Source organism: Actinoallomurus purpureus (assembly GCF_024055795.1).
In the GTDB taxonomy this organism is placed as follows: Bacteria; Actinomycetota; Actinomycetes; order Streptosporangiales; family Streptosporangiaceae; genus Actinoallomurus; species Actinoallomurus purpureus.
In genome coordinates, this window is record NZ_JAMXMY010000002.1 from 608,027 (window position 1) to 621,934 (window position 13,908).

Sequence of the window (13,908 nt, forward strand, 5' to 3'; positions counted from 1 at the left end):
CTGGCCGGTACCGATGAGGAGGGGCACCCTGGAAGCGATTCTGCTGGTCGGCGGTAAGGGCACGCGGCTGCGGCCGCTCACGATCTCGACGCCGAAGCCACTGCTGCCGACGGCCGGGGTGCCGCTGCTGGAGCATCAGCTGCGCAAGGCGAGTGCGGCGGGCATCCGCCGCATCGTGTTCGCCACGTCCTACCGCGCCGCGATGTTCACCGAGGCGTTCGGCGACGGGTCGCGGTTCGGCCTGGAGCTGGTCTACGTCACCGAGGAGGAGCCGCTGGGCACGGCCGGCGCCATCCGCAACGCCGCCACGAAACTGACCTGTGACTCCGACAGCCCGGTCGTCGTGCTCAACGGCGACATTCTGTCCGGCCACGACCTGGTGTCGCAGGTCGCGATGCACGAGAAGTCGGACGCGGCCGTCACCATGCACCTGACCCTGGTCTCCGACGCGCGCCGCTACGGCGCGGTGCCGACGACCTCGGAGGGCAAGGTCATCGCGTTCGTGGAGAAGTCCCCGAACCCGCCGACCAACCAGGTGAACGCCGGCTGCTACGTCTTCCGCCGGTCCGCGATCGACGCGATCCCCACCGGCCGGGTGGTGTCGGTGGAGTACGAGACGTTCCCCGAGCTGCTCACCTCCGGTGAGACGATCATGGGGTACGTCGAGGGTGCGTACTGGCTCGACGTCGGCACGCCGGCCGCCTTCGTCCAGGGCTCCTGCGACCTGGTGCTCGGCCGGATGGAGTCGTCCACCGTGGGCGCGGGCGGGGGCGTGCTGTTCCTCAATGGCTCGGTGGTGGCCCCTGAGGCCGCCGTGTCCGGCGGTACGACCGTCGGCGCCGGGGCCGTGGTCGAGTCGGGTGCGACCGTGGAGTCCAGCGTGCTGTTCGACGGGGCCATCGTCGAGCACGGGGCGCGGGTGTCGCGTTCGGTGGTCGGCCGGGGCGCGCGGATCTGCGCGGGCGCGGTCGTGGAGGAGGCCGTCATCGGCGACGGCGCGATGGTCGGGCCGGGCAACGAGCTGCGCGACGGGGTGCGCCTGTGGCCCGGCGTCCAGCTGCCGGAGACGGCCGTGCGCTTCTCCGCCGACGTTTGAGAGACTGTCGTGCTCACTCGCGACGCCGGCACCCGGACGTGGCGGCCGCCGTGGCCGGTCGACGTTCGGCTGACGCTGGCGCCGCACCGCCGGGGTTCCGGCGACCCGGCCTTCGCGATCACACCCGACGGGGCGGTGTGGCGGGCGTCGATGACCCCGGACGGGCCGGGCACGCTGCGTCTGCTGGCGCGCGGCGGCGAGATCGAGGCCGAGGCGTGGGGGCCGGGAGCGTCCTGGCTGCTGGACGGCGTGCCGGAGCTGCTGGGCGCGGCCGACGATCCGGCGTCGTTCCGGCCGGAGCACGAGGTCCTGCGCCGGGCGGCCGTGCGCCTGCGGCACCTGCGCATCGGCCGCACCCGCAACGTCTTCGAGGCCCTCGTCCCGGCGGTCCTGGAGCAGAAGGTGGTGGGCAAGGAGGCCTGGCGGGCCTGGCGCTACCTTCTGCACGGGTTCGGTGAGCCCGCGCCCGGACCGCTGGACCTGCGGGTGCCGCCCGCGCCCCGGACCTGGGTCACCATCCCGTCCTGGGAGTGGCACAAGTCGGGCATCGAGGCGGTCCGGGCCCGTACGATCATCGGCGCCGCACGGGTGGCGAGCCGGCTGGAGGTCGACGACACGCGGGAGGCGGACCGGCGGCTGCGCTCGCTGAACGGCGTCGGCGTGTGGACCTCGGCGGAGGTGCGGCAGCGGGCCCTGGGCGACGCCGACGCGGTCTCGGTCGGCGACTATCACATCCCGGGCATCGTCGGATGGGCCCTGACCGGCCGGAAGGTCGACGACGCGGGCATGCTCGAGCTGCTCGCGCCGTACGCCGGGCACCGGTACCGCGTGACGCGCATGCTGGAGCTGTCGGGGGCCGCTCCGCCACGGCGCGGGCCGCGGATGCCGGTCCGGGACTACCGGCGCTTCTGACGCCGGAGGGCGGGGGCAGTGGGAATAACCAGTGCAGACCGGGCGTATGTTGCCAGCATGAGTGATCTCGCCGCCTCGGCGCCTTCGCCCACCGCCCTCCGCCGCTCGCTCGCCCGGGCGCGCGACGGCAAGTCACTCGACGTGTCCGAGGCCGAGGTGCTGCTGCACGCGCGCGGCGAGGACCTGGAGACGCTCCTGTCGTACGCCGCGCGCGTCCGCGACGCGGGCCTGGAGGCCGCCGGCCGGCCCGGAGTGATCACCTACAGCCGCAAGGTCTTCATCCCGCTGACGCGTTTGTGCCGCGACCGGTGCGGCTACTGCACGTTCGCGACCGTGCCCGGCCGCCTCGACGCGCCGTACCTCGGTCCCGACCAGGTCCTGGAGATCGCCCGCCAGGGCGCCGAGCTGGGCTGCAAGGAGGCGCTGTTCACCCTCGGCGACCGGCCGGAGGACCGCTGGAAGCAGGCCGGCGAGTGGCTGCACGCGCACGGCTACGACGACACGCTGTCCTACGTGCGCGCCATGGCGATCCGCGTTCTGGAGGAGACCGGGCTGCTGCCCCACCTCAACCCGGGCGTCATGAGCTGGCGGGACCTGCAGCGGCTGCGCCCGGTGGCCCCGTCGATGGGCATGATGCTGGAGACGACGTCCCGGCGGATCTTCGAGGAGAAGGGCGGCGCGCACTTCGGCTCCCCGGACAAGGACCCGGCCGTACGCCTGCGCGTGCTGGAGGACGCCGGCCGGTCCAACGTGCCGTTCACGACGGGGATCCTCATCGGCATCGGCGAGACGGTCCGCGACCGCGCCGAGTCGATCTTCGCGATCCGGAAGGTCGCACGGGAGTACGGCGGGATCCAGGAGATCATCGTCCAGAACTTCCGCGCCAAGCCGGACACCAAGATGCGCGCCACGCCCGACGCCGACCTGGAGGAGCTGGCCGCCACCATCGCCGTGACCCGCGTCGTCCTGGGGCCGAAGGCGCGCGTGCAGGCCCCGCCGAACCTCGTCGACTCCGAGTACGCCCTGATGCTGCGCGCGGGCATCGACGACTGGGGCGGCGTGTCACCGCTGACGCCCGACCACGTCAACCCCGAACGGCCCTGGCCGCAGATCGACGAGCTCGCCGCCCGAACCGCCGACAGCGGCTTCAGTCTGCGGGAGCGGTTGACGATCTACCCCGAGTACGTCCGGCGCGGAGAGTCCTGGCTCGATCCCCGCCTCGCCGCCCACGTCGCCGCGCTCGCCGGTCCCGACGGGCTGGCCCGCGAGGACGCACGCCCCGAGGGCCGTCCCTGGCAGGAGCCGGACGGCAGCTGGGGCGAGGCCGGGCGGGTCGACCTGCACGTCGCCATCGACTCCGAGGGCCGTACGAAGGACCGCCGGGACGACTTCGACGAGGTGTACGGCGACTGGTCCGAGGTGGGCACGCGGATCCGGCCCGCGGAGCGGTTCGACGCCGACGTCGCGGCGGCGCTCCGGGCCGCCGAGCGCGACCCGGCCGGGCTGTCGGACCAGGACGCGCTCGCGCTGCTGCACGCCGACGGCCCCGAGCTGGACGCCCTGGCCCGGCTCGCCGACGACCTGCGCCGCGACGCCGTCGGTGACGAGGTCACCTATGTCGTCACCCGCAACATCAACTTCACCAACGTCTGTTACACCGGCTGCCGGTTCTGCGCGTTCGCCCAGCGCCGCACGGACGCCGACGCGTACACGCTGTCGATCGAGCAGGTCGGGCAGCGGGTCGACGAGGCCTGGGCCGCGGGGGCGACCGAGGTGTGCATGCAGGGCGGCATCCACCCGGACCTGCCGGGCACCGCCTACTTCGACCTCGCCCGCGAGGTGAAGCGGCGGGCGCCGGACCTCCACATGCACGCCTTCAGCCCGATGGAGGTGGTCAACGGTGCGGCCCGCACGGACCTGTCCATCCGGGACTGGCTCGTCGAGGCCAAGGCGGCGGGGGTCGACTCGCTGCCCGGCACGGCCGCCGAGATCCTCGACGACGACGTGCGCTGGGTGCTCACGAAGGGCAAGCTGCCGACCTCCGCGTGGGTCGAGGTGGTCACGACCGCCCATGAGATCGGCCTGCCGACCACCTCGACGATGATGTACGGCCACGTGGACACGCCCGCGCACTGGGTCGCCCACCTGAAGCTGATCCGCTCGATCCAGGAGCGCACCGGCGGCTTCACCGAGTTCGTCCTGCTGCCGTTCGTCCACCACAACGCGCCGATCTACCTCGCAGGCCTGGCGCGAACCGGGCCGACCAGCCGGGAGAACCGCGCGGTGCACGCCCTCGCCCGCATCCTCCTGCACGGGGCGATCGCCAACATCCAGTGCTCGTGGGTGAAGCTCGAGAACGAGCTGTGCGCCCAGGTCCTTCAGGGTGGCGTCAACGATCTAGGCGGCACGCTCATGGAGGAGACGATCAGCCGGATGGCCGGGTCGGAGAACGGCTCGTTCAAGACCATGTCGGCCCTGGAGGGGCTGGCCGCGCGGGCCGGGCGTCCGGCGCGGCAGCGGACCACGCTGTACGGTCCGGTGCCGGAGGAGCGCCGCGCGGCGGCGCTGGCGACGGACGGCGTCGGGCGGTTCCTGCCCCTGGCCCACTGAGGGTTCTTGGGGGCGGACAGGGTGGTCCGGCACCCTGTCCGCCGCGTCGTCACCTACTGGATGAAGCGCACGACGTGGGCGGTGTGCCGTCCCGACCCGTACAGCGTCGTGATGTGCACGCTGTGCGAGGCGCGAGGCGGCGCCGCCTCGATGATCTTGTTGTTGCCGATGTAGAGCGCCACGTGGGTCGTGGAGTAGATGTTGTCACCACTACCCCAGAAGATCAGGTCGCCCTTGCGCAGCGACGACCAGCTCTTCTTCGGGCCCCGGCTGTACTGCTGGGTGGTGTCGGCGCCGATGTCGATGCCCGCGCCCTTGTAGAAGGCGTACAGCGTCAGGCCGGAGCAGTCGAAGCCGTACCGCCGGTAGTCGGCGTAGCCGCCCGGGCTCAGGGACGAGATGCCGCAGGACGCGCCGCCCTTGCCGCCCGCGCCCCACGAGTAGCTGCGGACCTTCTTGGTCTCCGCCGTCGCGATCGAGATCACCCGATTGATGCGGGCGCTGGCCGACCCGACGCGCGAGCCGGAGGTGCCGTTGTTCCGGCCGTGCACGGCCGCGCTGCTGTAGCAGTTGCTGGCGCCCGGGGTGTTGCCACCCGAGCTCGTGCTGCCACCGCCGGTGCCCGACGTGCCGGTGCTGCACCGGGGCACGCCCGTGGCGTACCCGGTGTGACCGGTCTTCACGTAGACGTCGGTCACCCAGGTGCCGGCGGTGGTCTTGTCCCAGATGGCGGAACCGTAGGCGAACTCGCCCGGGTCCTGGCAGACGACGGGGACCTTCTGTCCCTTCTTGTACTGGTCGACCTTGACGGTCTTCGCGTTGAGCGACTTGCCCGCGCGTCCGTCCAGGTTGTCCGCCGCCACGAAGTTGTGGACGGTCACCTTCTTGCTGGCCGACGTGGACTGCACGTGCGACGACGAGCAACCGCTGAGTGCCGCGATGCCGACGGAGACGGCGGCGACGCTCAGGCCGTTGACGAGGAGTCGTCTGGTTGTCATTAGCGGGTCCTCTCCTGGCGCGGCTCGAGGCCGCGCTGGTCGGGGGGCTTGCGGTCAGTGATCATGACAGGTAGCGGGGAGTAATTCATGTTTTTCACAAACCCGACTTAATCGGACACATAACGTCACGCAAAGTAAGCAGGTACTGGCTAACACGAAAACCGCTCGTAAATCTGCATTGATGGTTAAAGCAAGGTAAAGGTAATAAACGGGCATTTAAGGGCGCTTTTCGCCGGACGTACTATCCTCCGGATCATGGCCGTGAGCAGGAGAGATCCCCGGATCCGTCTGCTGGTCGTCGGCGCGGTGCTCCTCCTCGCCGGCCTGTCCGCCGGCGTCTACCTCCTGCGCGACCGCCCGCAGGCCTGCCAGGGGAAGACCCTGCAGGTCGGCGTGGTGGCGGCCCCGGACATCACTCCCGCGCTCGCCGACATCGCCGCCCGGTTCAACGTGCAGCCCCACGAGATCGGGGGGAGATGCGCTCAGATCGAGATCGAGGCGCGGGATCCGGGATCGGTCGCCCGATCGCTGGCGAAGGGCGACCCGGCCGGAGCGGACGCCTGGGTGCCCGACTCGTCGATGTGGCTCGATCGCGCACGGGCCGCCGGTGCCCGGACGATCACTCCGGGCACCCCCCTCGCCGCGTCACCCGTGGTGATCGCCGCACCACGTGCCGTCGCCGCCGAACTGCGGGACGGCGGCGTCACCGCCGGCTGGCGCCTCCTGAAGGACGCTCCCCTGCACGCGTCGGTCCGCGCCCTCGACCCGGCCCGCAACGCCGCCGGCGCCGCCGTCACCCTCGCCGTCCGTGCCACCGTCGGCACCGTCACCGTCCCGCGCGACCCGGATCCGGCCCGGCTCTACGCCTCCTTCGCCGGACTGGCCGACCTCCGCCGTCCTCTCGTCGCAGCCTCGGAACAGTCGGTCGTCGCCTACAACGACACGCACCGGCCCAACCCGGCGGCGGTCATCGTCCCCGAGGACGGAACCCTCCTCCTCGACCACCCGTTCGTCGCGGTGACCCCCGACCCGTTGCGCGCCCAGGCCGTCGACGCGTTCCGCTGGGCCCTGCGGGCGCGCCAGGCCCTCGACATCTTCCAGTGGCACGGCTTCCGTACGACGGACGGCCGCCTCGACGCCCGTGAAGCCACCCGCCTCGGCCTCCGCGAGACCCTCCCCAAGATCCTCCCGAATCCGACCCCGGCCCAGGTGGCCGCCGCCATGCGCGCCTGAACCGCGACCGAGGATTCATCCACACTTCACCGGAGAGACGACCGGCGGCCTCCGCTCGGTCTGTCGTGGTTCCGGCTTCACCAAGATCATTTTTCTGGCCGGAACGGTTCTTCGCCGGCCGTGGATCAAGCCCTCCATCGAAAGCGAGAACGAACCATGCGCAGACTGATCGTCGCCGGGGCGCTCGGCGTCGCCGGCGTGCTGGCGTCCGGAGTGCCCGCGCACGCCGCGTCCGCCGATCACGCTTCCCCCCGTATCCAGCGTGCGGCGTGCTGGCAGAAGGTCAGCGGCCGGGCCTCCATCAAGAAGACCAGTAAGAAGTGGCGTGACGTCAAGGCACAGGTCTATGTCGCCGACCCGAAACTCTGCAAGGGCAAGATCATCGCCATCCGGCTCTACAAGCGCACGGCGAAGACCGGGTGGTACCCGGTGCAAAGAAAGGCCGTAAAGGTGAAGGTCGTTACGGGCTTCAAGTACTACAGCACCGATAACGCCTACAGCCTCCCGTGCGGACAGTACGTGCACACCGAGTACCGCCTCGACGGAGTGACCCGGGTCGGAAAGTCCTACAAGCTCTGCTCGAATAACTGACCGAGCCGGCGCAGGTCCGTCCGCGTGGCCGCCGTCGGTCCCCGTGGCTCCTCCGGCCACGGAGACCCACGGCGTCACGTGCGGTGGGTCAGCGGCGCAGGATGAAGTCCTGCGGGTCGCGGGGCGGGCGGTCGCGCGGGGGAGCGGCGGGGTGGCCGATGCCGACCGCGCCCATCGGGTCCCAGGTCGCCGGCAGGTCGAGCACCTCGCGCACCACGTCGGCGCAGAACAGCGTGCTGGACACCCAACAGGAGCCCAGGCCCTCGACGGCCAGCGCGACGAGGAGGTTCTCCACGCCCGCGCCCATGGCGACGAGGAACATCTCGCGCTCGGCGCGGGAGCGGCGCGCGTCCGGATAGTCGTGCGCGCCGTCGGTCACCAGGCACGGCACGACGAGGTACGGGGCGCGGCGCAGCACGTCGCCGCGCTTGTGCCGCCGGGCGATCGACTCCTCGCTGAAGCCGTCGCCGCGCAGGTCGGCGGTCCAGGCGTCCCGCATGGCGTCCAGCAGCCGGTCCTTGTTCTCCTCGACGAGCACGAACCGCCAGGGCGTCGTGTGGTGCGGGGCGGGCGCGGTGATCGCGGCGGCCACCGCCCGGCGGACCGCGGCCGGGTCCACCGGCTCCGGTCCGAACTCCCGTACGGTCCGGCGGGCCGCCAGGACGTCCGCGGAGCCGTGCCGGAACATGTCCTCGTCGGGCGAGCGGACGAGGGCCCGCGCCCCAGGCCCGTCCTCCTCGGTCACCAGGCCGTCCAGGCCGCGGACGACCGCGACCGGGACGCCTGCCAGCTTTCCCTTCACCAGCTCGGCCGCCGAGGCGATCTCGTCGGCGATCGAGGTCATCGTGGCGTCGAGCCGGTTGCCGTACGTGTCGACGCGGCCCCGCAGATCGTCCAGCGGCGGGATGCCGGCCGCGCCGATCGCGGCGTCGGTCAGGCCCAGTCGCCACGGCCGGCCGAGCGTGTCCGAGACGATCACGCCGACGCGGACCCCGGCCAGCTCCCGGAGCCGCGCGCGGATCCGGCGCGCCGACGCGTCCGGGTCCTCCGGAAGGAGGAGCACGGTGCCCGGCTCGGTGTTGGAGGCGTCGACGCCGGCCGCGGCCAGGACCAGGCCCTGACGGGTCTCCACGATGCGCGTGGCACCCCGGCGGGCCACCACGCGTACGGTCTCCGCGTCGATCGCCTTCTCCCGGTCGTCGGCGACCAGGATCCGGCCCTCCGCCTTGCTGACGATCTTGGAGGTGATGACGACGACGTCGCCGTCCCGCAGCCCGGCCCCGGCGATCAGCGCCGCGACGTCGTCGCCCTCCCGCACCTCGGGAAGGCCGCCGACGCCGAACACCTCGTAGTGAGTACTCATGAGCGGAGCTCCGTGGCGAGGTCGAGGGCGGCGCGGGCGATGTCGGCGGAGGCGTCGACGTCCGTCATCAGCAGCGGCCGGGAGCGGACCGCGATGCCGTTCAGGTCGCCCTCGAGGACGGAGTCGGCGGTGTCGACGAGCCAGCCGTCCAGCAGGTCCGGCCCGTAGTGCGCCGCCACCGCACCGGCGGAGGTCTCCACGCCGATCGCGGTCAGGCACGCGTCGGCCATGCCGCGTACGGGCGCGCCGCCGATGATGGGGGAGACGCCCACCACGGTCTTGGCCGCGACCGCCGGGCGGATGCCCGGCACGGACAGGATCGTGCCGACGCTGACGACCGGGTTGGACGGCGGGAGGATCACGAGGTCGGCGGCGTCCAGGGCCTCGAGCACGCCGGGGGCGGGCTTGGCGTCCTCGGCGCCGACCGCCACGATGGACCGGGCCGCGACCTGCGCGTGCAGCCGCACCCACCACTCCTGGAAGTGGACGGCGCGCCGGCCTTCGGCGTCCTCGATGACGACGTGGGTCTCCACCCGGTCGTCGCTCATCGGCAGCAGGCGCACACCGGGCTTCCACCGGTCGCACAGCGCCGCGGTGACGGCCGACAGCGGATACCCGGCGTCGAGCATCTGCGTGCGCACGATGTGCGTCCCGAAGTCACGGTCGCCGAGGGTGAACCAGGAGGGCCCGATCTCGTACGCGGCCAGCTCCTCGCGGATCGTGAATCGCTCGTCCGCGCGCCCCCACCCCTGCTCTTCGTTGATGCCGTCGCCGAGGGTGTACATCACGGTGTCGAGGTCGGGACAGACTCGTAGCCCGAACAGTGAAATGTCGTCGCCTGTGTTGCCGATAACGGTGATGTCCGCCTCTGGGGCGGCCTGCCTCAGTCCGCGCAGGAAACGGGCTCCCCCGATTCCGCCCGCGAGTGCCACGATGCGCATGCGGACAAGTCTGGCACTCCGGGGAGCGGTGGACGCCACGGGCCGTGGGTCAGTGTGCGAAGCTGGCGTGGATTCGAACACTCACAGGGAGTAACGCGTGAACAATGACGCCGCGCAGCGGCTACGAGAACCAGGCGCCTGGGTTCTCCTGGGTTCGGTCTTTCTGCAGTTGGTCAGCGGACTGATCAGTCTCTTCACGGGCAGCGGCGGCACGGGGTTCACGTACCGCGCCTACAACTTCGTCGCCTACGACAACTTCTTCACGGCGGTCGCCATCGTCGGGCTGGTCGTGGTCGCGGTGGCGCTGACGTCCCGGCTCGGTGGCGCTCCCACCCCTCAGGCCCGCAACGTCGCGCTGGCCGGGGCGATCCTGCTCGGCGCGATCGCGCTGTTCGAGGTGATCGCGATCCTCGCCGGCCTCGCCGCGGGCGCCGGCAGCCCGGGCGTCATCCTGGACGTGGCGGTCAGCGCGAAGCTCGCGATGTTCCTGTACGGCATCGCGAAGCTCGCCGTGGTCGGGGTCGGGGCCTTCTACGCCTTCTCGACCTTCCAGTCGTTCGCGCCCCGGCCGGTCGCGCCGCAGTACCCGCAGCAGGGATACGGCCAGCCGGCGTCGCCGTACGGCCCGGCGTACGGGCAGCAGCAGCCGTACGCGCAGCCGCAGGCGCCTTATGGGCAGCCACAGAGCCAGCAATCGTATGGTCAGCAGCCGCCCTTTCCCCAGCAGGGGTACGGCCAGCCGGGCTACCCTCAGCAGCCACCAGCGCAGCCTTCGTCGGGGCAGCCGGCCGGGCAGAGCGAGGGTGAGTGGACGCGTGCCTACGGCAGTTCGGACGTGCCGGCGCCGAAGGAGGCGCCGTCGGGATCCGGCGAGTCGGACCAATCGCCCCCGGGCGACCCGTACCGGCCTCCGGAGTAGTCGGCGGCGGCAGAAAGGCATAACTGAATGATTCTGCGTAGTGGCTACCGTCTTCGCAGGTCAGCGCGGCTTTTTTAGCTGCGGCGCACCGTTCCGTGCCCATTCGGCTTGACGCCGCTGGTCAGACACGCGTGTAATTTCATCGGTGTAGTTCTGCCTTCCCGGGGGACTCAGTCGGGGAAGGTGACCAGGGGGGGACTCCACGGGGCGAGGAGGTGCGTCTGTGAGCGAAGTGCTCATCCCGCTGACGCACGGTGCAGACGGCGAAGAGTTGGGCTGGCAGGAGCGCGCCCTGTGCGCGCAGACTGACCCGGAAGCGTTTTTTCCGGAAAAGGGTGGCTCGACCCGTGAAGCCAAGAAAGTGTGCCGTGCCTGCGAGGTGCGGGCGGAATGCTTGGAATATGCGCTTGGGCACGATGAGCGATTCGGTATTTGGGGAGGTCTGTCCGAACGTGAGCGCCGGAAGCTCAAGCGCGAGGCGAGCTGAGGCCCACGCGCGCGGTGTGCGACGCCCGCGGTGATCGTTCACCCGGGGTCCTGCCGGACGGCTCGACGCGGTCCGGCGGGCCCCCGGGGGGCCTGCCGGACGAGGCTGGCCGATTGCGGTCGTTATGGGCCGATCGGGGGGATTCGGTGCCTGAAGGTCTCTTGAGCCGAGCGACTCTGAGCCGGCCGACTCTGAGCCGGCCGACTCGCGTCAAAGCGCCGCTTGAGCCGCCTCACTCGTCGCGAGAGTCGTAGGTCGGGTCGACGGACTCCGGCGCCAGCCCGAGCAGATCCGCGACCTCCTCGACGACCACGTCACGGACCAGCCGGGCACGGTCGCGCTCGTCGTCGCCGCCCCGCGCCTCCACCGGCCGCCGGTACACCACGATCCGCGCCGGCCTGTCGTCCGCGGCGGGCAGCAGGCGCCCGAGGGGAATCGGCTCGGCGGGGTCCGCCCACGACTCGACGGGCGGAACCTCTTCGACGGCGAACTCCACACCCGCCAGCTCGTGGCTCCAGCGCTGCTCGAGACGGCGCGCCTCCTCGCGGACCAGATCGTCGAAGCGCTCGGCCCGGGAGCGGGAGATCGGCACCTCGGGCGGCGCGAGCGGTCCGCGCATCCCGCGGCCACGGCGGTCGCGGCGGCGTGTGCTAGAGCGTGTCACCCGGGATCGCACTCCTTGAGCATAGTCCGGACCTGGCCTGGCCGCCCCTCGCACAAAGATCCGTTATGCGGTCGCGCGTCGGAAATACGGCGACACGAAGTGAGGATAGTGGCGCGGGTACGGCAGGAGGAGATACGTTCCCGTCGTGAGCCCCGTCCGCATCTGCTCCCGCACCGCGTGCAAGCAGTCTGCTGTCTACACGCTCACGTACGTCTACGCCGACTCGACCGCTGTTCTGGGCCCGCTGGCAGCGTACGTCGAGCCCCATTGCTACGACCTCTGCGCCGAGCACGCCGAGCGCCTGACCGCCCCCGTCGGCTGGGAGCTCGTCCGCCTGCCCGCCGAAGAGTCCGAGCCGACCAGTGACGACCTCGAGGCGCTGGCCAACGCCGTCCGCGAGGCCGCCAAACCCGCCACGCCCCGGCAGGAGCCGGTCGGGCAGGGCGTCGAGGTCGGCCGTCGAGGCCATCTGCGGGTGCTCCGCTCGGACACGCCCCGCAAGCCCTGATCCGCTCCCGGTAGGCTCAGGGCGGCAATACGACGACGGGCCGTGAGCAGGGGGGCGCGAGTGGGCGACCTGGCCAAGATCTTCAAGGCGTACGACGTCCGGGGGATCGTGCCCTATGAGTTCGACGAGGCGACCGCCGAGGCGGCGGGCGCCGCCTTCGTGCGCGTCACCGGCGCCACGGCGATCGTGACCGCCCACGACATGCGCACCTCGTCGGGCCCGCTGTCCGCGGCGTTCGCGCGGGGCGCCACCGCCCAGGGCGCCGACGTGACGGAGGCGGGTCTGGGCTCCACCGACCTGCTCTACTACGCCAGCGGCAGTCTCGGCCTGCCCGGCGCGATGTTCACCGCCAGCCACAACCCGGCCAAGTACAACGGGATCAAGCTGTGCCGGGAGGGCGCCCGGCCGATCGGCCGCGACACCGGGCTCGAGGAGATCCGCCGGCTGGTGGAGGAGGGCGTCCCCGCCCACGACGGCCCGGCCGGCTCGGTCCGCCGGCTCGACCTGCTGCCGGGGTACTCCTCCCACCTGCGCTCCCTCGTCGACCTGTCGGGCATCCGCCCGCTCAAGGTCGTCGTCGACGCCGGCAACGGCATGGGCGGTCACACGGTGCCGAGCGTGTTCGACGGCCTGCCGATCGACCTCGTCCCCCTCTACTTCGAGCTCGACGGCACGTTCCCCAACCACGAGGCCAACCCGATCGAGCCGGAGAACCTCCGGGACCTGCAGGCGGCGGTGCGCGAGCACGGCGCCGACATCGGCCTGGCCTTCGACGGCGACGCCGACCGCTGCTTCGTCGTCGACGAGCGCGGCGAGGCGGTCACCCCCTCGGCGATCACCGCCCTGGTCGCCGTACGGGAGCTGGCCAAGCATCCCGGCGCGCGGATCGTGCACAACCTGATCACCTCGCGGGCCGTGCCGGAGATCATCCGTGCGCACGGCGGCGAGCCCGTCCGCACCCGCGTCGGGCACTCGTTCATCAAGCAGACGATGGCCGAGAGCGGTGCCGTCTTCGGCGGCGAGCACTCCGCCCACTACTACTTCCGCGACTTCTGGTTCGCCGACTCCGGGATGCTCGCCGCGCTGCACGTCCTGGCCGCGCTCGGCGAGCAGGACCGTCCGCTGTCCGCGCTGCTCGCCGCCTACAGCCCGTACACCGCGTCCGGCGAGATCAACTCCGAGGTGGCCGAGCAGGAGGCCGCGACGGCCCGGGTGCGCGCGGAGTTCGCGGGACGCCCGGGTGTGACCGTGGACGAGCTCGACGGCCTCACCGTCGCGCACGCCGACTGGTGGTTCAACCTCCGCCCGTCCAACACCGAGCCCCTTCTCCGCCTCAACGCCGAGGCGACCGACCCCGAGACCATGTCCGCGATGCGCGACGAAGTCCTCGCCATCGTCCGAAAGGAAGACAGTTGAAGATCGACGACTGGCTGCTGGAGATCCTCGCCTGCCCCAACTGCCGGGGCGAGCTGAAGGCCGACGAAGCCACCGACGAGCTCGTCTGCACCGGGACGTGCAAGTACGCCTACCCGGTGCGCGACGACATCCCGGTCCTCTTGGTCGACGAGGCACGGACCCCGGCCTGA

At 71.5% G+C, this 13,908-nt stretch carries 14 protein-coding genes; 10 read left to right on the forward strand and 4 right to left on the reverse strand.

Going from position 1 to position 13,908, the window contains the following annotated elements; all coding sequences use genetic code 11:
* Positions 1–13: 13 nt before the first annotated feature.
* From manB to NE236_RS07610, 3 genes are read left to right on the forward strand one after another with little or no spacing between them, the layout of a single operon-like run.
* Positions 14–1,096, forward strand: coding sequence for a mannose-1-phosphate guanylyltransferase (manB, locus tag NE236_RS07600; protein WP_252841093.1), 1,083 nt, complete (start codon positions 14–16; stop codon positions 1,094–1,096).
* Positions 1,097–1,105: 9 nt separating this feature from the next.
* A complete protein-coding gene (locus NE236_RS07605) occupies positions 1,106–2,008 on the forward strand; it encodes a DNA-3-methyladenine glycosylase family protein (protein ID WP_252841094.1) in 903 nt (300 codons plus the stop codon).
* Positions 2,009–2,065: 57 nt separating this feature from the next.
* A complete protein-coding gene (locus tag NE236_RS07610; protein WP_252841095.1) occupies positions 2,066–4,618 on the forward strand; it encodes a bifunctional FO biosynthesis protein CofGH in 2,553 nt (850 codons plus the stop codon).
* 53 nt (positions 4,619–4,671) lie between these two features.
* On the opposite strand, the gene NE236_RS07615 is transcribed toward NE236_RS07610, so the two are convergent.
* Positions 4,672–5,616 carry a C40 family peptidase gene (locus NE236_RS07615; protein WP_252841096.1) on the reverse strand — a complete coding sequence of 315 codons (945 nt, stop codon included), beginning with the start codon at positions 5,614–5,616 and terminating at the stop codon, positions 4,672–4,674.
* 255 nt (positions 5,617–5,871) lie between these two features.
* On the opposite strand from NE236_RS07615, the gene NE236_RS07620 reads away from it, so the two are divergent.
* Positions 5,872–6,849, forward strand: a complete 978-nt coding sequence (locus NE236_RS07620) for a substrate-binding domain-containing protein (protein ID WP_252841097.1) — start codon at positions 5,872–5,874, stop codon at positions 6,847–6,849.
* Between the two features lie 156 nt (positions 6,850–7,005).
* On the forward strand, positions 7,006–7,440 hold the full coding sequence (locus NE236_RS07625; RefSeq protein WP_252841098.1) for a hypothetical protein: 435 nt from the start codon (positions 7,006–7,008) through the stop codon (positions 7,438–7,440).
* 88 nt (positions 7,441–7,528) lie between these two features.
* Here NE236_RS07625 and NE236_RS07630 read toward each other — a convergent pair whose 3' ends face one another.
* Together NE236_RS07630 and cofD are read right to left on the reverse strand one after the other, a co-directional pair.
* Positions 7,529–8,803: a coenzyme F420-0:L-glutamate ligase gene (locus NE236_RS07630; RefSeq protein ID WP_252841099.1), complete on the reverse strand. Its 1,275-nt coding sequence runs from the start codon at positions 8,801–8,803 to the stop codon at positions 7,529–7,531.
* Positions 8,800–9,744 (reverse strand): 2-phospho-L-lactate transferase, encoded by a 945-nt coding sequence (gene cofD, locus NE236_RS07635; protein ID WP_252841100.1) that lies wholly within the window; start codon positions 9,742–9,744, stop codon positions 8,800–8,802. Before cofD ends, NE236_RS07630 begins: the two co-directional genes overlap by 4 nt.
* 97 nt (positions 9,745–9,841) lie before the next feature.
* Here cofD and NE236_RS07640 point away from each other — a divergent pair, with 97 nt between their 5' ends.
* The gene (locus tag NE236_RS07640) at positions 9,842–10,663 is read left to right on the forward strand and encodes a hypothetical protein (RefSeq protein ID WP_252841101.1); all 822 of its coding nucleotides are present in this window, start codon (positions 9,842–9,844) and stop codon (positions 10,661–10,663) included.
* A 223-nt stretch (positions 10,664–10,886) separates the two neighbouring features.
* On the forward strand, positions 10,887–11,150 hold the full coding sequence (locus tag NE236_RS07645; protein ID WP_252841102.1) for a WhiB family transcriptional regulator: 264 nt from the start codon (positions 10,887–10,889) through the stop codon (positions 11,148–11,150).
* A gap of 232 nt (positions 11,151–11,382) precedes the next feature.
* Here the strand turns inward: NE236_RS07645 and NE236_RS07650 are convergent, their stop codons facing one another.
* Positions 11,383–11,769, reverse strand: coding sequence for a metallopeptidase family protein (locus tag NE236_RS07650; RefSeq protein WP_252841160.1), 387 nt, complete (start codon positions 11,767–11,769; stop codon positions 11,383–11,385).
* Between the two features lie 190 nt (positions 11,770–11,959).
* Here NE236_RS07650 and NE236_RS07655 point away from each other — a divergent pair, with 190 nt between their 5' ends.
* From NE236_RS07655 to NE236_RS07665, 3 genes are read left to right on the forward strand one after another with little or no spacing between them, the layout of a single operon-like run.
* Positions 11,960–12,322 (forward strand): DUF3499 domain-containing protein, encoded by a 363-nt coding sequence (locus NE236_RS07655; RefSeq protein WP_252841103.1) that lies wholly within the window; start codon positions 11,960–11,962, stop codon positions 12,320–12,322.
* Between the two features lie 60 nt (positions 12,323–12,382).
* Positions 12,383–13,738: a phosphomannomutase/phosphoglucomutase gene (locus NE236_RS07660; RefSeq protein ID WP_252841161.1), complete on the forward strand. Its 1,356-nt coding sequence runs from the start codon at positions 12,383–12,385 to the stop codon at positions 13,736–13,738.
* On the forward strand, positions 13,735–13,908 hold the full coding sequence (locus NE236_RS07665) for a Trm112 family protein (protein ID WP_252841104.1): 174 nt from the start codon (positions 13,735–13,737) through the stop codon (positions 13,906–13,908). The genes NE236_RS07660 and NE236_RS07665 overlap by 4 nt, the downstream gene beginning before the upstream one ends.

Bases quoted from the DNA above. Each gene is read 5' to 3' on its own strand.
- manB (WP_252841093.1), top strand. From the start codon at position 14: ATGAGGAGGGGCACCCTGGAAGCGATTCTGCTGGTCGGCGGTAAGGGC.
- NE236_RS07610 (WP_252841095.1), top strand. From the start codon at position 2,066: ATGAGTGATCTCGCCGCCTCGGCGCCTTCGCCCACCGCCCTCCGCCGC.
- NE236_RS07615 (WP_252841096.1), bottom strand. From the start codon at position 5,616: ATGACAACCAGACGACTCCTCGTCAACGGCCTGAGCGTCGCCGCCGTC.
- NE236_RS07620 (WP_252841097.1), top strand. From the start codon at position 5,872: ATGGCCGTGAGCAGGAGAGATCCCCGGATCCGTCTGCTGGTCGTCGGC.
- NE236_RS07625 (WP_252841098.1), top strand. From the start codon at position 7,006: ATGCGCAGACTGATCGTCGCCGGGGCGCTCGGCGTCGCCGGCGTGCTG.
- NE236_RS07630 (WP_252841099.1), bottom strand. From the start codon at position 8,803: ATGAGTACTCACTACGAGGTGTTCGGCGTCGGCGGCCTTCCCGAGGTG.
- cofD (WP_252841100.1), bottom strand. From the start codon at position 9,744: ATGCGCATCGTGGCACTCGCGGGCGGAATCGGGGGAGCCCGTTTCCTG.
- NE236_RS07650 (WP_252841160.1), bottom strand. From the start codon at position 11,769: ATGCGCGGACCGCTCGCGCCGCCCGAGGTGCCGATCTCCCGCTCCCGG.